General features: G+C 59.5%; 17 protein-coding genes. 5 read left to right on the top strand and 12 right to left on the bottom strand.

Annotated elements, in window-relative coordinates; translation table 11 throughout:
* Positions 1 to 133: 133 nt before the first annotated feature.
* Both RUI03_RS08060 and RUI03_RS08065 read left to right on the top strand, forming a co-directional pair.
* On the top strand, positions 134 to 3,445 hold the full coding sequence (locus RUI03_RS08060; RefSeq protein WP_317286947.1) for a TonB-dependent receptor domain-containing protein: 3,312 nt from the start codon (positions 134 to 136) through the stop codon (positions 3,443 to 3,445).
* Between the two features lie 170 nt (positions 3,446 to 3,615).
* Positions 3,616 to 5,565 carry an alpha/beta hydrolase family protein gene (locus RUI03_RS08065; protein WP_317286948.1) on the top strand — a complete coding sequence of 650 codons (1,950 nt, stop codon included), beginning with the start codon at positions 3,616 to 3,618 and terminating at the stop codon, positions 5,563 to 5,565.
* A gap of 67 nt (positions 5,566 to 5,632) precedes the next feature.
* Here RUI03_RS08065 and RUI03_RS08070 read toward each other — a convergent pair whose 3' ends face one another.
* Both RUI03_RS08070 and thiS read right to left on the bottom strand, forming a co-directional pair.
* Positions 5,633 to 6,406, bottom strand: coding sequence for a thiazole synthase (locus tag RUI03_RS08070; RefSeq protein WP_317286949.1), 774 nt, complete (start codon positions 6,404 to 6,406; stop codon positions 5,633 to 5,635).
* Positions 6,406 to 6,606 carry a sulfur carrier protein ThiS gene (gene thiS / locus RUI03_RS08075; protein WP_317286950.1) on the bottom strand — a complete coding sequence of 67 codons (201 nt, stop codon included), beginning with the start codon at positions 6,604 to 6,606 and terminating at the stop codon, positions 6,406 to 6,408. The genes RUI03_RS08070 and thiS overlap by 1 nt, the downstream gene beginning before the upstream one ends.
* Positions 6,607 to 6,815: 209 nt before the next feature.
* On the opposite strand from thiS, the gene accB reads away from it, so the two are divergent.
* Genes accB through RUI03_RS08090 form a run of 3 tightly spaced genes read left to right on the top strand, consistent with a single transcriptional unit; the run spans position 6,816 to position 9,137 of the window.
* Positions 6,816 to 7,280, top strand: a complete 465-nt coding sequence (accB, locus tag RUI03_RS08080; protein ID WP_317286951.1) for an acetyl-CoA carboxylase biotin carboxyl carrier protein — start codon at positions 6,816 to 6,818, stop codon at positions 7,278 to 7,280.
* Positions 7,280 to 8,626 carry an acetyl-CoA carboxylase biotin carboxylase subunit gene (gene accC, locus RUI03_RS08085; protein ID WP_317286952.1) on the top strand — a complete coding sequence of 449 codons (1,347 nt, stop codon included), beginning with the start codon at positions 7,280 to 7,282 and terminating at the stop codon, positions 8,624 to 8,626. Before accB ends, accC begins: the two co-directional genes overlap by 1 nt.
* A gap of 7 nt (positions 8,627 to 8,633) precedes the next feature.
* Complete coding sequence (locus RUI03_RS08090; protein WP_317286953.1) at positions 8,634 to 9,137, top strand: CDP-alcohol phosphatidyltransferase family protein; 504 nt, start codon at positions 8,634 to 8,636, stop codon at positions 9,135 to 9,137.
* Here the strand turns inward: RUI03_RS08090 and RUI03_RS08095 are convergent.
* From RUI03_RS08095 to mraY, 10 genes are all read right to left on the bottom strand, one after another.
* Positions 9,124 to 9,741 (bottom strand): nitroreductase, encoded by a 618-nt coding sequence (locus RUI03_RS08095; RefSeq protein WP_317286954.1) that lies wholly within the window; start codon positions 9,739 to 9,741, stop codon positions 9,124 to 9,126. The genes RUI03_RS08090 and RUI03_RS08095 overlap by 14 nt on opposite strands.
* Before the next feature lie 37 nt (positions 9,742 to 9,778).
* Entirely contained in the window at positions 9,779 to 10,858 is a 1,080-nt protein-coding gene (locus RUI03_RS08100) for a hypothetical protein (protein ID WP_317286955.1), read from the bottom strand.
* A gap of 13 nt (positions 10,859 to 10,871) precedes the next feature.
* Positions 10,872 to 11,762, bottom strand: a complete 891-nt coding sequence (locus tag RUI03_RS08105) for a cell division protein FtsQ/DivIB (protein WP_317286956.1) — start codon at positions 11,760 to 11,762, stop codon at positions 10,872 to 10,874.
* Entirely contained in the window at positions 11,750 to 12,667 is a 918-nt protein-coding gene (locus RUI03_RS08110) for a D-alanine--D-alanine ligase (RefSeq protein ID WP_410795930.1), read from the bottom strand. The genes RUI03_RS08105 and RUI03_RS08110 overlap by 13 nt, the downstream gene beginning before the upstream one ends.
* Positions 12,668 to 12,672: 5 nt before the next feature.
* A complete protein-coding gene (gene murB / locus RUI03_RS08115; protein WP_317286958.1) occupies positions 12,673 to 13,563 on the bottom strand; it encodes a UDP-N-acetylmuramate dehydrogenase in 891 nt (296 codons plus the stop codon).
* Positions 13,560 to 14,969, bottom strand: coding sequence for a UDP-N-acetylmuramate--L-alanine ligase (gene murC / locus RUI03_RS08120; protein ID WP_410795931.1), 1,410 nt, complete (start codon positions 14,967 to 14,969; stop codon positions 13,560 to 13,562). Before murC ends, murB begins: the two co-directional genes overlap by 4 nt.
* Before the next feature lie 67 nt (positions 14,970 to 15,036).
* A complete protein-coding gene (locus tag RUI03_RS08125) occupies positions 15,037 to 16,134 on the bottom strand; it encodes a UDP-N-acetylglucosamine--N-acetylmuramyl-(pentapeptide) pyrophosphoryl-undecaprenol N-acetylglucosamine transferase (RefSeq protein WP_317286960.1) in 1,098 nt (365 codons plus the stop codon).
* A complete protein-coding gene (locus RUI03_RS08130) occupies positions 16,131 to 17,198 on the bottom strand; it encodes a putative peptidoglycan glycosyltransferase FtsW (RefSeq protein ID WP_317286961.1) in 1,068 nt (355 codons plus the stop codon). Before RUI03_RS08130 ends, RUI03_RS08125 begins: the two co-directional genes overlap by 4 nt.
* 49 nt (positions 17,199 to 17,247) lie before the next feature.
* Positions 17,248 to 18,630, bottom strand: coding sequence for a hypothetical protein (locus RUI03_RS08135; RefSeq protein ID WP_317286962.1), 1,383 nt, complete (start codon positions 18,628 to 18,630; stop codon positions 17,248 to 17,250).
* A 9-nt stretch (positions 18,631 to 18,639) separates the two neighbouring features.
* The gene (gene mraY, locus RUI03_RS08140; RefSeq protein ID WP_317286963.1) at positions 18,640 to 19,746 is read right to left on the bottom strand and encodes a phospho-N-acetylmuramoyl-pentapeptide-transferase; all 1,107 of its coding nucleotides are present in this window, start codon (positions 19,744 to 19,746) and stop codon (positions 18,640 to 18,642) included.
* Positions 19,747 to 19,753: the final 7 nt, after the last annotated feature.

Below are 19,753 nucleotides of genomic sequence, written 5' to 3' on the forward strand. Positions count from 1 at the left end.
ACTTTTGTGTCCAGAACATTACGTTTTCTTGACGTTGCTGTCTGTCGGAGAGGTTCTCTTCGGAAGGCATGACGGTGGGCCTCTCGAAACGGGACGATAATCTCGTGCGAGTACATCTTTTAATGGGGTTACAATGACTGACACAAGCAAGACTGACGACCTGGTTCGTCTGGCGCCGGGCCTTAAGGCTCTGCTGGTCGCTGGTGCTTCGGCACTCGCCATCTCCATGGCACCAGCCTATGCGCAAGACACATCTGACGACGATGACGTCGATGTTATCGAAGAAGCCGACGAATCCACTGAAGGCGATGCCATCGTCGTTACGGGTTCGCGCCTTCGCAAAGACACCTTCTCTTCCATCTCGCCTCTGCAGGTCATCAGCTCGGATGTCAGCCGCGAAGCCGGTCTGATCGATCCAGCATCGATCCTACAGAATTCGACCGCTGCTACCGGTCAGCAAATCGACGACACGTTCGCCGGTTTCGTGACCGATAACGGCCCAGGTTCGTCAACGGTTGACCTTCGCGGTCTGGGCGCCACGCGCACCCTGGTCCTGCTGAACGGCCGTCGCGTTGGCCCAGCCGGTGTTGAAGGCGCGCCACGCGCTCCTGACCTCAACCTGATCCCACGCGCTCTGGTTGACCAGTACGACCTGCTGCTCGACGGTGCATCGTCGATCTACGGTTCGGACGCTGTTGCCGGTGTGACGAACGTCATCCTGCGGAAAGACTTTGACGGTCTTGAGCTGGAATTCTTCGGCACCAAGCCTGTCCACGACAATGGTGAAAACTACACGGTTCGCGGTGCTTACGGCTTCAACACGGACCGCGGCTTTGCTGGTATCGGTGCTGAATACACCAAGATCAAATCGATGTCCTTTGCCGACCGTCCTTGGACGGATGGCTGTGACCAGCACTACGAAATCGACGAAAACGGCAACATCCGTACCGAAGGCGTCGGCACAAAAGGCTATCTGGAGCGTGACTTCGGTCTGACCGTCGCTTCTAGCCCTTGTAAAGTGGGCCGTCGGATCGGCAACGTCGACTTCTATCCAGTCGCTTCAACCACATATTACACACCGGGCACGACGAACATCGGCTTCCCGAACTACTCAGACACGTTTGCATTCAGCGTGCCGATCGATTTCGACGGCGACGGGGTGCTCGACGTCGATGCGACAGACTACTCAACCTACATTCAAGACAACAAAGACTTCGATCTCATCCCAGAGAGCGACCGTTATTCTGTCATGGCCTACGGTGAGTACGTCCTCGAAGGTGAGATGAACATCACACCATATTTCGAGGCGCTGTTCTCCGGTCGCGAGACGACACAGAACTCGGCTCAGCCACAGTTCTTCCCTGTGGTCTCGGCTGATAACCCATTCAACCCTTGCGGCACATCTGCCTCGGTGGATTGCGGTCTGGAACTCGGCACACTGTTCAGCAACCCGAACTACCGGTCGGCCTTCTTCGACTATTACGGTGCGTATCCGGAAGACTTCGGCTACCCACGCGCAAGTGGTCCAGTTGACCTCCGGCCGGTTGTCGCTGTCACCGGTGACCGTCGTTCGGCCTACTCCAAAGTCGAGCAGTTCCGCTTCGTCGGTGGTGCCCGCGGCGACCTGCCGTTCATTTCGGCTGGCCCGATCGCCAACTGGAACTTCGACGTCTACGGTTCGTATCAGACCAGCACCGGTGAAGCCCGTCGTGACGGTATCCGTCAGGACCGCCTCGACCTGTCGCTCGGCAACTACTCCTCTGCCGGTACGCCGTGTGCCAACGATTCAGGCGTTACGCTCGACGGTTCGGTAACGAACGGTTGTGTGCCTGTGAACCTGTTCGCGCCATCACTGTACAGCTCTGTTCGCGGCGAATTCGCGACACAGGCTGAGCGCGACTACCTGTTCGACAGCCGTGATTTCGATACAACCTACGACCAGACTGTTTTCTCTGCGTTCGTTTCCGGCGACGTTCTGAACCTGCCAGCAGGCTCAGTCGGCCTGGGTATCGGTGCGGAATGGCGCAAGGACGAGCTGGACTCCATGCCAGACGACATTGCGGCTGACGGTCTCTTCTTCGGCTTCTTCGCTGACGAAGGTGCGCAAGCAGAAAGCACGATCAAAGAGCTTTTCGCTGAAACTCGCGTTCCAATTCTGGCCAATAAGCCGCTGGCTTACGAGCTGACCTTGGAACTCTCCGGTCGTTACACGGAAGTGGAACTGACCAGCGATGAAAGCGGTACAGAAACGACTGACGACACCACTTACTCAGCAAAATTGGCTTACCGTCCGGTCAGCTCGCTTCTGCTGCGTGGTACCTACGGTACGTCGTTCCGTGCACCGAACCTGGGCGAGTACGGCCTGCGTTCGCAAACCGGCTTCCTGACTGTGTTCGACCCTTGTATCGTTCCTGACGATGCGTACAGCCAGATCGACAACACCTATAACCCTGCTCTCGACGACCGTGAGGCTCAGACCATCACAGCCTGTCAGCGCGAAGGTGTTGATCCATTCACGCTGGGTCTTCCAGACACTGCCGGTGGCGCTCAACTGCCACAAAACCTCAGCACGGAAATCCAGTCCGGTGCAGGTACGGGTCTCCGTCCAGAGACGTCTGAATCCTACACAGCTGGCTTCTCGTTCGAACAGCCTTGGTTCGACGCGTTCGACCTGAGCCTCGGCATGACGTATTACGATATCGAGATCACAGACACCATCATCGAGCCTACAGCTGGCTTCGTTGTGGCTGACTGTTTCCTCGTCGATGATGCGGCAACCCGTCGTTCAGCCTTCTGTGACCGGATTACCCGTGCAGATGGCGGTTCTGGCACAATCGACCTGATCAACGTTGGCTTCATCAACCGTGACCTCGAAACGGCTGTTGGTATCGACTACAACATGGTCTTCCGTAAGGAACTGGAACTGTTCGAAACGCCAATGGACTTCACGTTCGATCTTCGCCTGAACCAGGTGAAAGAGCGTAACCTCGTGATCAGCCAGGCCGATGGTACCCTCGACGTCCAGGAATATGCTGGCGAGTGGGGCTTCCCTGAGTGGAATGGTATCGGTTCGTTCCGTCTGGACGTCGGTGACTATCGCTGGTCGTGGACAACGAACTACCTTGGCGCTGTCAGCCAGGATCCAGATGACGTCGATGAATTCGATGACGCCGTCGACGGTCTGTCCGACACCTGCCTTGGCCCAACACTGGGTGACGTTCTCTGCCGCGACTATGCCGAAGCAGACAACTACTTCACTCACACAGCGTCGCTCTACTACCGTGGCGACAGCTGGACCTTGGGTGCGGGTATCCGGAACGTGTTCGACACGGCTCCTCCAATGGTGGACTCGAGCGAAATTACTGCTCGGAACAACACACCACTTGGCTACGGTTACGACCTCATGGGCCGGACCTACTACGTCAACATCGGCAAAGAGTTCTAATTCGAACTCAATTGTCGCACTATTATCCCCGGCGCTCGCGCCGGGGATTTTTGTTTGTATTTACCCTTTACGATTTGACGCAGTGAGATTTATGTTTTGGCCAAGTCGTTGATTTGGTGGCATAGTCACTTCTGTTACGATGGGTCGTGGGAACTCTCTGGAGGTTTTGAATGTCAGTCATCCGACAGCTCGCTTTTGCTACAGCGGCGATCTCGGTCATGGCAGGTCAGGTTTCGGCGCAGGAAGAAATTCCGCTCGAATACTTTGCCCTGCGGGAAGTGATCCAGAACGTCGAACTTTCGCCCGACGGGAAACATTTGTCCCTGATGAAGATCCAGGGTCGCGATGGCGATCCGATCATCGAAATCTATGAGACCGACGATCTGTCCAAGGATCCTATCCGTCTCGCCGCCGACCCCATGGAATTCACCTCCCAGAGCTGGGTGAGTGATGACCTGCTGGTATTCTCCGCCCGCCAGCGTCTGTACAAGCGCATCAATGGCTTCAACCAGGGTGTGTTTGTCGGCCGGGTCGCGTCGTACAACATGAAGGAACGCAAGTTCCAGCAGTTCGGCGACAATACGAGCCTTGAGAACCTGCTGCCGAGCCAGCCTGACACCGTCCTGATTTCCGAATCACGGACAAACTCCAGTTTCGATCAGGATGATCCGTTCGCGAACTTCCGCCCGCGGGCCTATTACGAGCTCAACCTGAATACCGGTGCCAAAAAACTGGTCTTCAAGGGCAATGAGAAAATCGCCTCCGCTCAATTCGATTCAGACGGCAACCCACGGAACGCCTTTGGTTACGATGCGCCGGCGAAGGAATTCGTCTATTACGGCCGTATGCCTGGCGACTCGAGCTGGGAAGAAGTCTATCGCCGCGACAGCTTCGATTATGAAGACTTCACGCCATCCGGGTTCAAGAAGGACGATCCGTCCACTGGCTATGTCATTGCGACCAATGGTTATGACGTCTACGGCCTGTGGAACTTTGACTGGGAAAAGGGTGAGTTCGGCGATCTGGTGTTCCGCGACAAGGCGGCCGATGTCGGCGGCGTCCGGAACCACCCGAACACGTGGTCTCACCCGGAAGAAGTCGTTGGCTTCTATTATTACGGTGCCAAGCCGCAATGGGTTTATTTCGACAAGGAAGTCGAAGCGCTCTACCAGTCGCTCGAGAGCAACCTGCCAGATGCCTACAATGTCAGCATTCCGAGCATGTCGCGCGACGGCAAGAAATACATCGTCTATAACACAGGGCCTCACGATCCCGGTACATACTACCTGATCAACAATGGTCAGGCACAGGTGATCGGCAAACATATGCCGCTGATCCGTTCAGAGCAGCTGGCTGATGTGGAGTTTGTCGAATACACGGCCCGCGACGGCCGGACCATTCGCGGCTACATCACCATCCCGGCGCAGGGCGAGAAGCCTTATCCGGCCGTGATCATGCCACACGGCGGACCGTTCGTGGGCGAGATGCCGGCCTATGATGAGTGGGCCCAAATGTTCGCCAGCCGCGGCTATCTGGTGTTCCAGCCACAGTTCCTGGCCTCTCGCGGCTGGGGTCAGTCGCAATACATCGATTTCTTGGGCCAAGGCGGCTACAAGATGCAGGACGACAAGGATGACGGTGCGCAATACCTGATTGATCAGGGGTGGACCGAGCCTGATCGCATCGCAATGTATGGCTGGTCCTATGGTGGCTATGCGTCTGCAGTTGCCGCCAGCCGGACACCGCAGATGTACCAGTGTGTCATGCCGGGTGCAGCTGTTCTGGATACGGATCTTCAGAAGAAGTACAACCAGCAGGGCGCCATCGACGCTTCGTATGACTTCGCTGAGCGTCGTTATTCGGGCATCAATCCGATCGAAGAAATCGACAAGATCAACGTCCCCATGCTGTTGATCCACGGCGATGTCGATCAGCGCGTGCCATTTGAACATTTCAAACGCTACACCAAAGAGCTGAAAGGCAAAGGCAAGGATGTGCAGGAGTTGGTGCTGAAAGAAGCCGACCACTTCTACAACACTCTTTACTATCGCCATCAGATCGCTCTTTACACGAAGCTGATCGACTATCTTGAGAACGATTGCGGACCTGGGGGTCTGTAATTCGTTGGATACGAAATGAAAAAGCCGCCCCTCGGGGCGGCTTTTTTGATGCACCTATGGGTGTCGATCAGATCAGGCCGGCCAACGGGCTGGACGGATCAGCATACATCCGGCGCGGCATCCGGCCCGCCAGATAGGCCTCCCGCCCCGCAATGACCGCGTGCTTCATGGCGCTCGCCATCATGATCGGGTCTTTTGCTTCGGCGATCGCGGTGTTCATCAGCACGGCGTCGCACCCCAATTCCATGGCGATGGCGGCATCGGACGCGGTCCCCACGCCGGCATCAACCAGCACTGGTACCTTAGCGCCTTCGACGATCAGACGAATGTTCACCCGGTTCTGGATCCCAAGGCCCGATCCGATCGGCGCACCGAGCGGCATGATCGCGCAGGCCCCCGCCTCTTCCAGACGACGCGCCATGACAGGATCGTCAGAGCAATAGACCATCACGTCAAAGCCGTCCTTGATCAGCAGCTCCAGCGCGTGCAGCGTTTCAATCATGTCCGGATAAAGCGTCTTGGGGTCTGACAGGACCTCAAGCTTCACCAGATTCCAGCCGCCGGCCTCGCGGGCCAGCCGAAGGGTCCGCACCGCGTCTTCGCCGGTAAAACACCCGGCTGTGTTGGGCAGAAAGGTGTATTTTTCGGGAGAGACATAATCGACCAGCATAGGCTGATCGCGATCCGTCAGATTGACCCGCCGAACCGCCACTGTGACGATCTCAGCACCGGCCGCTTCTGCAGCGGCCGCGTTCTGAGCGTAATCCTTGTATTTTCCGGTGCCCACGATCAGCCGTGAGGTAAAATGCCGCCCTGCGACTGTGAATCCGTCGTCGGTCATCAACCGCCTCCTACAAACTGGACAATTTCAATTCGATCACCATCGGCAATCGCCGTGGAGGCGAACGCCGATTTCGGCACGATGGCGAGGTTATGTTCGACCGCGATCTTGGTCACGGGAAGTTCCATGACCTCAAGCAGGCCAAGAACCGTCGCGGCCTCGACCGTCGTCCCCTCACCATTCAGAATGATTTCAACCATTTGGCTGCCTTTCACTGCAGACCTCTCCTATTGGCATCTAAAGTCGTCGCAGAAGCATCGCAAGGGGCGGGTCGGCCATGCAAATTGCTGATTTTCTTGCTCTTGAACGCCATGACTTTGTTGCCGCCCGCTCCGCATCGGGTTAGATGCGTGCGTTATTTGCACCGCAGGATGCGGTAGCGCCCATTTACCAGACGGCAGGAGGACGGATGTCCGACCCCAAAGAGCTAGAAAAAGATTTGGCCGCTATACGGGCATTGGCCGAAGTATTGGACGAGACCGGCCTGTCAGAGGTCGAGATCGAGCGCGGCAATGTTCGTCTGCGTGTGTCAAAATCAGCACCCATGATGTCCTACGCCCCGCAGGCGGCGCCAGCCCTGCCGGCCGCTGCCTCATCCGGTGGAAATGACGCTTCGGCCCCGGTCGACGCGGCCAGCCATCCGGGCGCTGTTACCGCACCAATGGTCGGTACCGCCTATCTCGCACCATCACCGGGCGCCGCTGCTTTTATCTCCGAAGGCAAACAGGTGTCTGAAGGTCAGACGTTGCTCATCATCGAAGCGATGAAGACAATGAACGAAATCAAGGCGACACGCTCCGGCACCGTCGTCAAAATCCTCGCCCGTGACGCCGAGCCGGTGGAATATGGCGAGCCATTGCTGATCATCGAATAGTGTTCAAAAAAGTCCTCATCGCCAACCGGGGCGAGATCGCCCTGCGGATTCACAGGGCCTGTAAAGAGCTCGGTATCCAGACGGTCGCAGTTCATTCGACCGCAGATGCCAATGCTATGCATGTCCGCCTGGCTGACGAAAGCGTGTGCATCGGTCCCCCGGCCGCCAAGGACAGCTATCTGAACATTGCAGCCGTCATTGCGGCTGCCGAGATTACAGAAGCTGACGCCATTCACCCCGGCTATGGCTTTCTGTCCGAGAATGCCCGCTTCGCGGAGATTGTCGCCGCCCACAACATCACGTTTATCGGTCCGTCTGCTGATCACATTCGTGTAATGGGCGACAAGATCGCGGCCAAGGACACAATGGGCAAAGCGGGTATCCCGCTCGTGCCCGGATCCGACGGTGCGATTACGACAATCGAACAGGGCGCAAAGGTGGCCGAAGAGATCGGTTATCCGGTTCTGGTCAAGGCGGCTTCGGGTGGCGGCGGCCGCGGCATGAAGCTGGCCCGGGTGCCTGAGGAACTGGAAAACGCCATCAACACGGCGGGTTCAGAAGCCAAGGCCGCTTTCGGCGACGCATCCGTCTATCTCGAAAAATACCTCGAGCTCCCGCGTCACATCGAGATCCAGATTGCGGCCGACAGCCACGGCAATGTTATCCAGCTGGGTGAACGCGACTGCTCTCTGCAACGTCGTCACCAGAAGGTCCTGGAAGAGGCGCTATCCCCCGCCCTCACCCCTGAGCAGCGGGCCGAAATTGGCGAAGTCACGCGTGCCGCGATTGAAAAGCTTGGGTATCTCGGCGTCGGCACGATCGAATATCTGTACGAAAACGGCCAATTCTATTTCATCGAGATGAATACCCGCCTGCAGGTGGAACATCCGATTACTGAGCAGGTGGCCAATATCGATCTGGTGCGGGAACAGATCCGCATCGCAGCCGGGCATCCGCTTTCGCTGAAGCAGTCCGATGTCAAATTCGCTGGTCACGCGATTGAGTGCCGGATCAATGCCGAAGACCCGGTCAATTTCACGCCGAGCCCCGGCAAGATCAGTGATTTTCACGCGCCCGGCGGCCCCGGTATCCGTTTTGATTCGGCGGTCTATGACGGGTACACGATCCCGCCATTCTACGATTCAATGATCGGCAAGCTGATCGTTTATGGTGATACGCGTGAATTGTGTATCGCACGTCTGCGCAGAGCCTTGGCGGAAACCGTTTTGACGGGGATCAAGACGACAATCCCGCTGTTTGAGAAGCTGATCGAAGAACCAGAGTTCCAGAGCGGCGACTACCATATCCACTGGCTGGAAGAATGGCTCAGCAAAGCCAACGCCTGATTGTGGCATGACACTCGCCACAGGCCTGACACTGGCGCGCATCGCCCTCACCCTGCCTGTGGTGCTCGCCATTCTTTTCGGGTTCGGCTTGCTGGCAGCGATCCTACTCGGCATGGCGGCCTTGACCGACTTTGCCGACGGGTGGGTTGCCCGTACCCGTAATCAGGTCACGCCAATCGGCGCCGTCCTTGATCCGATTGCCGACAAAATCCTGAATTTGAGCGTCATGGTCGGTCTGGTGGCTGCGGGCACGCTGTCCGGCCCTCACCTCATCCCTGTTTTTGCCATCGTCTTTCGCGAACTGTTCATCAGTGGACTGAGGGAAGGTGGTGCGCAGATTAAGCTGCCAGTCACTGCACTGGCCAAGGTCAAGACGACCGTGCAATTCATCGCGCTGGTCGCGCTGTGTTTTGGACCATCAGTGATCGCGCTTGGCCTGTTCTGGCTGGCGGCGGTCCTCACCCTGTGGACCGGCGCTGACTATATGCGCCGCTGGCTCAATATCGAGTGACAATGTCGCTGACGGCCGGGCGATCCCGTTCGATTGGCGCATCGATGGCGGTTCCCAGATAGATAAATCCGGCAATTCGCTCATTGGCGCCAAGGCCGAGCGACTGGTGGAAATTCTGATCGAAGGCCAGCCATTCGGTCAGCCACTGGCCAGCAAATCCGCTGGCATGGGAGGCAAGTAGCACGTTGTAGCAGACCGCACCGCAACACAGCTCCTGCTCCCACACGGGCGTCTTGTGCGCCGGGTCGACGCTGGAAATGACGGCCACGACGGTCGGCGCCCGAAGGAAAAGCGAGCGGAGCTGATCATCCGACAGCTTGTCCTGCTTGGCATTGCCCGCGCGGGCCGCTGCGATAACCGCATCGCCAATACGCTCACGACCCTCACCATCAAAGACGATGAAGCGGAATGGCACCAACTTCCGGTGATCCGGTACCCGCGCAGCAAGCTGCAGGATAAGGTCCAGTTGCGCATTGTCAGGACCGGGATCCGCCAGCATAGCCGCGCTCGTGGAGCGCCGCTCTGCAAGAATGCGCAGCATTTCTTCGCTAGGATGGGCAGGCGCGGCACGGTCACCGGCCGCGGGCATTTTGATCGTCGTCATGGGCTTTATGATAGACCGATCACCGGCCAAGACCATCTTAGAAATGAGCCTGCAGCCACTTCACGATCTCATTGCCCGGCTGCGCGTTGGCGGCGGGTGACCAGTGCGGCCGCTCATGCAGCCCCCAGGCATTGGTCAGAACTGTTGATGCGCCGAGTAGCAGGCCCGCTTCATCGAGGGGCGCCGATGCCATGGCAAAATCTGCGGCGGGTATGACATCGGCCCAAATCTCCGCAGCGCGGACGGAACGGGTAAGGCCCCCCGCGACGGACAACGGCTGGCGAATATGGGTGCGGTGACAAAGCTCTGCTGCCCGTTCACCCATTTCCTGCAGGCGGGCATCAAGCACTTCGCCGGGCAGACCCTCAGTCCCCTTCTCCTCGCGCAGCAGACGGCTGACCATCGCCCGTGCCTCAACCGCCGACAGCCCGCACACGCGCATGATATCGCCAATCAGGTGCCGGCAGCCAAGTGGGATCGTTCCAGCACTGACCAGGCGCTGATCCTGAACCGAACACAGAACCGTTTCACCATGGCCAACATAGAGCGTCGCACCGTCATGGCGGGTGAAGGCGGCCGCCCCGATACTGGCCTGGGTCGAGACCACATCATCAAGCCGGGCACCAGCGGCGGAAATGGCGACTTCAAAGGCGGCGAGCCGTTTGACGGGCACGGACAGTACCGTCACATGAACGGACACGACACGCGCGCGCTGGCCCAGAGGATCAGCGACCTTGCGCTCACGATCAAGCGTGTAGTGGGATGGCTGCCGGTAGAGAACGGCGACCGATGGCTGTTCGGTCTCAGTCTTGATGGCGCGGAATGCAGCATCGATATGGGTATCCCGGACCGTGCCATTGACCGGCACATCAACTGATACTGTTCGGCAGCGGACAATACGGGCCGGCAGAAGCAGCGTGACGCCGGGCGAGCGGGCACCCGCCTTCTCCAGCACTTCTGCAATCAGGTCTGCGGCGCCTTCATGGGGATTACCATCCTGACCCAGCGCCCCGCGACTGAGCGAGAACGGGCCAACGGTCGTGCCGGCTGAGCGTCGTTCGGTCCGGATGCGGAGGGCTGAGGTCGATGTTTCAGCAAGATGCAAAAGGACGGTCACGGATTGATCTTTCTCAGCTCGATTTTGGACGGAAATAGGCCCATTTGGGATCTCTAAGGTCAATATAGTCGAGGCTGCTGGCCAATTTGCCGGTACCCGCCCCAAGACCAATCAACCGGTCAAGCGCAGCGTCAACATCTTCGTCCGGCAGCTTGGCGGTGAAATTGTTTCTGAACCGCAGATCGTAGCGCCGATCGCTGACACTGATAATCGTTGCAACGCGCGCGTAAAGCTCCGGCCGCCGCTCAAGCGCCAGAAGAAGATCCTTGGCGTTGGCCGGGTTCTCTGTGCCCGACAGGACGGGGAGCGTGGTGTAGTCGGTCAGCGCGACCTGACGCAGCGGATGACCGTCCCGGTCGATCAGGTGGAAGCGGTCATTGCGATCCTGCCACAGGGCCTGCGGCGCTCTCTCAATGACGGAAACATGGATGGTGTTTGGCCACAGCTTCTGAACGGCCGCGGCCTTGACCCAGCCGAGTTCTTCAATGCGCTGACGCGCGGCATTGGCGTCGACAGTGAGCAATGGTTGTCCGAGGACACTGCCCTTCTCGACGGTGCCAAGCGCATCCATGATCTCGCGGTCGGAAATTTCATCCGCGCCCTTCAGCGTGACGCGGCTGACAGAAAAGCCCATGGCCTTCGTCGCACGACCGGTCAGCGTGTCGATCCGGTCACCAATGTTCCAGAAGTACCCACCAGCAAACAGCATGAAAAGGACGACGAGTGCCAGTGCGGTGATACCCACCACGGAATAGGTGACGACACCCGACCAGAGCGCCTGCAGACGCCCGCCAAAACCTGTCGTGGCTGTCTTCGACCTGGTACGCGTCGTCTTCGACCGTGCACTGCTCTTTTTCTTGGCAGCAGGTTTTTTGGCGCGCGTTTTCCCTTTTACCGGGGGCATGTTGCATCCTCCACCATCCACCTGACCAGCGCTCTGAAAGTAATGCCCTCAGCCTGGGCCTGCTCTGGCGCTAGCGAAGTGGGAGTCAGTCCTGGTTGGGTATTCACCTCTAGAATGAACAGACCCTTAACGCCCGCTTCATCGTCCCAGCGAAAATCGGTGCGTGATACCCCCCTGCAGCCCAGCGCCTGCGCCGCGCGGACGGCCAGATCGCGAGCCGCCTCGGCCACATCGGCGGGGACATCGGCAGGCAGGACATGCTTTGATCCGCCAGCGCTGTATTTGGACTGAAAATCATAGAAGCTGCCGTGCGGGATGATTTCCGTAATACCCAGCGGCCGGTCATGCATCACAGCGACTGTCAGCTCTCGGCCGCGGACATAGGGTTCGACCATGGCCAGACCGCCAAAGATCGCGTCATCGAGATCGTCCTTGTGCGGTGCGGCCTGATTGTCGCTGGTGATGATATAGACGCCAAAGGACGATCCATCGCCCACAGGCTTGAGCACATAGGGCAGTGGCAATGGGTGCTCACCGGTCAGGCTGTCCGTGCTGATTGTCCGGCCACCGGGCACGGGCAGGCCGGCGGCTGAGAGCACGGCCTTGGCGCGCGGCTTATCCATCGCCAAGGCCGAGGCCAGGACACCGGAATGGGTATAGGGAATGCCCATGATCTCGAGCACAGACTGAATGCGGCCATCCTCACCGTAGGGGCCGTGGAGCGCGTTGAAGACGACATCGGGACCGCGACCATCGAAACTGTTGTTGAGCTGGTCGGCGATGTCACGCGTGGCATCGATCTCTTCGACGTCATACCCTTCTTCAAGCAATGCTTTGGCCGCTTCACGACCGGACACGAGGCTGACGTCACGTTCCGCACACCAACCGCCTTTGAGAACAACAATTCTGGTCACAGGGCTTCCCCGATCCTTTTGATTTCCCACTCAAGCTCAACCCCGGTGGCGGCCTTCACATCGGCGCGGATGCCCTCGCCCAGTCCCTCGAGATCCCGTGCTGTGGCCTGGCCGCGATTGATCATGAAATTGCAGTGCAATTCTGACATCTGCGCATCGCCAACAACGCGGCCTCGACCGCCCACGGAATCGATCAGCTGCCACGAGGACCGCCCGTCCGATTGCGCAGGATCCGGGTTCTTGAATGTTGATCCACCGGTCCGTTCACGCACCGGCTGGCTGGCTTCGCGCTTGGCCATGATGTCGTCCATGCGCGCGGTCACATCAGTCGGCGTGTCTGGCGTTCCCTCAAATACCGCTTCCACAAAGATAAGATCTTCCGGTAGCGGACAATGGCGATAGGCATAGCCGATATCGATGGCGGGAAAAACGTGCCGTTCGCCGCGGCGGTCGATGGCGACGGCGTGCACGAGGACATCCTTCGTTTCCCGGCCATAGGCACCCGCGTTCATCCGCAGGGCGCCACCAATCGTGCCGGGAATACCGCGATAGAACTCTAAGCCGGCAATACCTGCTGCTGCCGCACGCTTGGCCACCATGGCGTCGAGTGCGCCCGCCCCGGCTGTGATATGTGTACCGACAACATCGATCTTGCCAAAAGCGGGCCCGAGGCGAATGACCGTCCCACGGATACCCCCGTCACGGACCAGAAGATTGGAGCCCACGCCGATGACCATGACCGGCTCGTCCTCTGGCAGGTCAGCCAGAAACGCCGCCAGGTCATCCTGATCGGCCGGAATGAACAGGCGATCGGCAGGACCGCCAACCCGAAACCAGGTGTATGGCGCAAGGTCAGTGCCTTCGATCAATTTGCCCCGAACCGTCATGACGACGTGTCCAGCGCGCCAAGATCATCGGCCAGTGTGGCGGCATATTTGGTAATGTCGCCTGCCCCAAGGCAAACGACCACATCACCGTCCGTGGCGACGCCGTTCACGAGGCTCGGCAGGACCGCCCAGTTCTCGAGCACCTCGACCCCGCGATGGCCATGGCGCGAAAGCCCCGCCGCCAAGGCCGCCTTGTCGCGCCCTTCGATCGGGGTCTCACCGGCGGCGTACACGTCGCCCACAATAACAATATCTGCATTGTTGAAGCAGGCGCAGAATTCATCAAAGAGAGCGTTCAGGCGGGAATATCGGTGTGGCTGAACCACGGCGATGACCTTGCCGTCCGTCACACCGCGGGCGGCATTCAATGTGGCGGCAATTTCCACCGGGTGATGACCATAGTCATCCACGACGCGGACGCCGCGGCACTGCCCCACATCGGTAAAGCGGCGCTTGACGCCATTGAAATTTGCAAAGCCGCGCCGGATGGCATCGTCGGAAACGCCGAGTTCGCGCGCGATGATCGTCGCCGCCAGCGCATTCAGCACGTTATGATCACCGGGCATGGGCAGCCGCACCTGATCGATAATGCGGGCCTCGCCTTCACTGTGACGGAAGACGACGTCGAAGGTTGCCCCGTCTCGATCGAACACGACATTCTCAGCACGAACATCTGCCTGCGGATTATAGCCGTAGGAGACAAGGCGGCGGTCCGTCACGCGGCCGACAAGCGCCTGCACCTCAGGGTGGTCAAGGCAGACAGTGGCAAAACCATAGAACGGAATGGTCTCGATAAACTTGTCGAACGCGCGCCGTACGCCGGCAAAGTCGCCATAATGATCCAGATGCTCAGGATCGATATTCGTGACCACGCCGACCGTGGTGGGCAGCCGGTTGAATGTGCCGTCGCTTTCGTCCGCTTCAACAACCATCCAGTCCCCTTCACCCGGTCGGGCGTTCGAACCGTAGGCATTGATGACACCGCCATTGATGACCGTAGGATCAAGATCGCCTGCATCGAGCAGGGAGCCGATCATCGACGTGGTTGTGGTCTTGCCGTGGGTCCCCGCGACGCAGACATTCCATTTCAGGCGCATCAGTTCGGCGAGCATGTCGGCGCGGCGGACCACGGGGATATGACGCGCCCGGGCGGCTGCCATCTCAGGATTGTCGGGGCGGATTGCGGTTGAGACGACGACCGCCGCCACATCGCCGACATTCTGAGGCCGGTGACCAATGGCAACATCGATCCCCTTGCCGCGCAGGCGCTCGACATTGGCGCTTTCAGCGATATCGCTGCCCTGCACCTGATAGCCCAGATTGTGCATGACCTCGGCGATCCCGCTCATGCCGATGCCGCCAATGCCGACAAAATGGATCCGCCCGATGGGGAACGGCAGTCGGATCTTGATCGGTTGGTCGGCAGTCATGGGCACTCCTACTCCAGGCTGGTCATGGACGCGTGAAAGACGCTCAGGCGCGCTGTTCTAGCAGAGCGTCGATGAGATCCGCCAGCGTTGCGGCTGCATTGGCGGGGACTTTCCCGCGGGCCGCTGCCGCGCGATTGCCAAGGTCTGATCCTGCAGACAAACGCGGCAGAAGAAGGGCGGCGGCCGCTTCGGGCGTGGCCTTGCCTTCGAGCAGGATATCCGCGGCGCCCGCCTCCACCAGTACCTCGGCATTGGCACGCTGATGATCATCCATCGCGATACCCAGCGGGACGAGAAGACTGGGCCGGCCAATGACGGACAGTTCCGTCACGGTCGATGCACCAGACCGGGCCATCACAAAGTGCGACTGGGCAATCCGCCGAGGAAGATCGACGAAGAATGGCGCCAGCTCAGCCGTGATCCCAGCTGCCGCATAGGCCTGAGACACTGCATCATGGTCCGTCTCGCTGACCTGGTGCGTCACCTCAAGGCGCTCACGCAATGGTGACGGGAAACTGGCCAGCGCCTGTGGGAAGACCCTGCCGAACAGCGACGCCCCCTGGCTCCCACCGAAAATCAGCACCCGAATTTTATCGGCCTCAGACGGCGGCACATACGGGATGCCAGCGGCGTCCTGTACCGCCTGGCGCACCGGGTTGCCCGTCTGCACAAGTTTGCCCTTGATCTTTGGCAGGCGATCGAGCCGGGCAAAACCATGGGCGACAAAGCGGGCGGAAGGTGCCGCACGGCGGTTGACCCGTCCCAGCACAGCGTTCTGTTCATGAACGCCATAGGGAACCTTCAGTGATGAGGCGGCAAAAAGACCGGGCGCGGAAGGATAGCCGCCAAAACCGACAACCATGTCGGCCTTGAACGCCGTCAGCGCACGACGCGCCGCCATCACCCCCTGCCCCATCGCCGATGCCATGGACAGTTTGGCCAGCGGGCCACGCACATTCGGATTGGCGGCCTTCAGTATGGCGGTCTGGTCGGCCGGGAAAGATTTGGCATAGCGCATGCCCCGGTCATCCGTGAGCAGCAGAACAGACCAGCCGCGTTTCTTTGCCTCTTCGGCGAGCGCTTCCGCCGGGAACATGTGCCCCCCGGTCCCGCCCGCAGCGAGTGCCAGCCGACGCGTCATTGGTGGGCCGCTGACCGGCGTGTCAGGGCCAGCAGAAGCCCGGCTGTCAGTCCCGTCGCGAGAAGGGACGATCCGCCATAGGAGATGAACGGCAGCGTCATGCCTTTGGCAGGCAGGATGGCGAGGCTGACGCCGATATTCACCATGGCCTGAAACGCGAGCTGCGCCGTCAGCCCGGCGATGGCACATCGCACGAAAAGACTTTTCGTCTGCTCCGCATGCCGCAGGCTGCGATACACGATGGCGCCGAACAGGATGATGATCCCTGCACCGAGGATAAAGCCGAACTCCTCCGCCGCGACGGCAAATATGAAGTCCGTGTGCGCGTCGGGAATATTGTCCTTCACGCTGGGCATGTCATTCAGATTGTGACCCAACAGCCCGCCACCGGCGATAGCTTCGATCGCACTGTCGACCTGATATGTGTCGCCAGACTCAGGGGCCAGAAAGCGATCGATCCGGCTGCGCACATGAGGCGCGAACTGATAGCCGAAGGTGATGATACCGGTCATGGCGGCACCAAGACCAAGGACCCAGCCCCAGCTCCAGCCCGCGATAAAGAACATGACACCCCAGATCGCCGTCAGCAGGACAAGCTGTCCATAATCAGGCTGCATCAGCAGGGTGAACGCTCCCAAGGCGAAGAGCCCCAAGCTGAGCGCCCCGCCCGGAAAGCGCTTGTCTCGTTCTGCCTCTGCCAGCAGCCAGGCCGTCAGCATGACAAAGCCCGGCTTGAAAAATTCCGAAGGCTGAAGACTGAAACCCGCAAGGCTGAGCCAGCGATGTGCGCCCTTGATTTCCGGGCCGATAAACAGCGCGGCAATCATCAGAACGAGCGCCCCGCCACCAACGACCACGCCGACGCGCCGGGCCTGTGCCGGGGTCAGGAGCGAGCACCCGATCATGATGACCAGCGCCGGGCACAGGAACAGGAACTGGCGCTCCACAAAGTGCAGCGGATTGTCGATGTTCATCCGCATGGCCGCGACGGGACCCGCCGCCGTGCACATCACAATACCGATCAGAACGAGACCGAGGATCAGGTACAGCAGAGGCTTGTCCATTTCAGACCACCATTGCCGCATCACCTGTCGTGGTGTTGGCGAGGACATATCAAGCATAGCGGGCCTCGATATCCATATGTGACTGCACAACGGATCGGAAATCATTGGGACCGATGCCGGTCATTTCGAACGGCAGGCCGGGAGAATAGAGGATCACGGGCGCCGCACTGGGATCCTGTGCCGCAAGTTTTGTGGCGTCGCGATAGGCGGCTGCCACGGCATCGGCGAGACCGGTGTGACAGGTCACGCTGTCATCATCCGTGCTGTCGCCAATCAGATAGGCTCCGTGCACGGACGAGACTGATCCCGGGACCTGAGATCCCTTCTTTGGTGCATGGGCGTCGCTCCCGATCCAGAACACGTCCGGACAGGCGTGAATGGCGCGGGCCGCGGCCGCCGTCGAGCTGGCGAAGCTGTCATCGATGAACATCACCGGGCCAACGGATCCGAGACATTCAAACCGGCCTTTAAGCCCTTTATAGCTGTGCAGCGCCTTGATGATCAGCGCCGGCGCGATGTCAAAAGAAAGACAGGCGGCAATCGCTGCAGCCGCATCCTGATTGAGGTGCGATCCGACGAAGGCCGGTGCACGCGAGAAATTGCCCAATGGCTGCGTCTTCCGTTTGTGGGCGGAATAGGCCGTTCCCCCCAGAACGAAGATCCCGTGGCTGAGAGCCGCCTCGCCGGACACGGGAATGATCGTCCCTGTCCCGGCGCCGGGGCACTGGCCCGACCGCAGCATGGTGCAGAGCTCCTGCCCCAAGGCGTCATCGACACCAATGATGGCGCGATCCTCGGGCCCTTGGGATTTGAACACTTTCAGAAGCGACCGGAGCGCCATCTGGATCTGGTCAGGGTCGAGGAGACCCGCGACGCTGAGCGAAATGGCAATGTTGGGCTTGAAATCGCGAGCAATCGACAACCGCCGGACCGGCAGTTCCAGAATGTACGTCATCGCCTTTGAAGGGGCGGCCATATCCATGAACGGAGAGCCGATTGGCCCTCCAACAGACACAGGCCGGCCCAGCTCGGACAGAATATGGGCGATGATCGATACGGTGACGGATTTGCCCGCTGCCCCCGTGACGGCGATCACCGTTGGCCGTTCTTCCGGTGGCAGAGCGTCGATGCTCTGGGAGAAAAGGTCGAGATCCGTCAGGACCGCGACACCTGCGGCGGCGGCACGATCGACGAGGGTCAGGGCCAGACCACGACGATCACCATCGGCGATGACCACAGCCGACAACTGATCCATCGGCCAGTCCGTCGGCCGCCTCATCTGAACATCCGTATGCGCCCCTACCCCGCCCGAGCGATCAAATGCGATGACGGTCGCCCCGCTTTCGATCAGGGCCTCAGCTACGGCCAGGCCCTGTGGACCCAGTCCAAGGACGCCAACAGTCTGGCCACGATATGCGGGTAGAGGGAACAAGCGGGTATCCTATCGCAGTTTGAGAGAGCTGAGGCCAATCATCGCGAGGATGAAGGCGATGATCCAAAACCGGATCACAATGGTGGATTCTTTCCAGCCCAATTGCTCGAAGTGGTGATGGACCGGCGCCATCTTGAAGACGCGCTTGCCGGTCAGCTTGAACGACGCAATCTGGATCATCACCGACAGGGCTTCGAACACGAAAAGACCGCCAATAATGGCCAACACCAGCTCGTGCTTGACGGCCACGGCCATGGCACCGAGCGCACCGCCCAGCGACAGAGACCCCGTATCGCCCATGAAGATCATGGCAGGCGGCGCATTGAACCAGAGGAACCCCAGCCCAGCGCCGACAATAGCCCCGCAAATCACAGCGAGTTCCCCCACATTGGGGACGTAGATCAGTCCAAGATATTCCGTGTAGTCCGCCCGGCCGACGAGATAGGCGATCAGCATGAAGCTGCCTGCCGCGATCATGACAGGTACGATCGCAAGGCCATCAAGTCCGTCGGTCATATTCACCGCATTGGACGAGCCGACAATGACCAGCGCCGCGAACGGCACGATCAGCATCCCCATGGGGATCAGCAATCCCTTCACGAACGGAATGGGGACACCGGTTGCAATCCCCTCATCGATTCCGGGTGTCTGCTGCAGGACACTGACGCAGATCCAGCCAGCGACCAGCGCGGTCACGCATTGGACGATCAGCTTGCCTGACCCGACGACGCCGGTGGACGTCTGCTTTGTGACTTTGAGATAATCGTCCCAGAAACCGAGCAGGCCGAAAACGACAGTGACGCCGAGCACGACCCAGACATAAGGATTGTTCAGCGGCGCCCAGAGCAGCGTCGAGATCACCAGGCTGAGCAGGATAAGAACGCCGCCCATGGTGGGGGTGCCGGCTTTCTCGACAATATGGCTTTGCGGGCCATCGGCGCGGATCGGTTGCCCTTTGCCCTGCTTCTTGCGGAACCAGCGGATCAGCCGCGGTCCGACGATAAAGCAGATGAGCATGGCGGTCATGGTCGCGCCACCGGTGCGGAAGGTGATGTAACGGAACACGTTGAAGATCGTGAACTCGTCAGCAAGGGGGGTCAGGAGATGATAAAGCATGGCGCCC

This window comes from Parvularcula sp. LCG005 (genome assembly GCF_032930845.1).
In the GTDB taxonomy this organism is placed as follows: Bacteria; Pseudomonadota; Alphaproteobacteria; order Caulobacterales; family Parvularculaceae; genus Parvularcula.

Coding starts and splice junctions, on each gene's coding strand:
- RUI03_RS08060 (WP_317286947.1), top strand. CDS start 134: ATGACTGACACAAGCAAGACTGACGACCTGGTTCGTCTGGCGCCGGGC.
- RUI03_RS08065 (WP_317286948.1), top strand. CDS start 3,616: ATGTCAGTCATCCGACAGCTCGCTTTTGCTACAGCGGCGATCTCGGTC.
- RUI03_RS08070 (WP_317286949.1), bottom strand. CDS start 6,406: ATGACCGACGACGGATTCACAGTCGCAGGGCGGCATTTTACCTCACGG.
- thiS (WP_317286950.1), bottom strand. CDS start 6,606: ATGGTTGAAATCATTCTGAATGGTGAGGGGACGACGGTCGAGGCCGCG.
- accB (WP_317286951.1), top strand. CDS start 6,816: ATGTCCGACCCCAAAGAGCTAGAAAAAGATTTGGCCGCTATACGGGCA.
- RUI03_RS08090 (WP_317286953.1), top strand. CDS start 8,634: ATGACACTCGCCACAGGCCTGACACTGGCGCGCATCGCCCTCACCCTG.
- RUI03_RS08095 (WP_317286954.1), bottom strand. CDS start 9,741: ATGACGACGATCAAAATGCCCGCGGCCGGTGACCGTGCCGCGCCTGCC.
- RUI03_RS08105 (WP_317286956.1), bottom strand. CDS start 11,762: ATGCCCCCGGTAAAAGGGAAAACGCGCGCCAAAAAACCTGCTGCCAAG.
- murB (WP_317286958.1), bottom strand. CDS start 13,563: ATGACGGTTCGGGGCAAATTGATCGAAGGCACTGACCTTGCGCCATAC.
- RUI03_RS08125 (WP_317286960.1), bottom strand. CDS start 16,134: ATGACGCGTCGGCTGGCACTCGCTGCGGGCGGGACCGGGGGGCACATG.
- RUI03_RS08130 (WP_317286961.1), bottom strand. CDS start 17,198: ATGGACAAGCCTCTGCTGTACCTGATCCTCGGTCTCGTTCTGATCGGT.
- mraY (WP_317286963.1), bottom strand. CDS start 19,746: ATGCTTTATCATCTCCTGACCCCCCTTGCTGACGAGTTCACGATCTTC.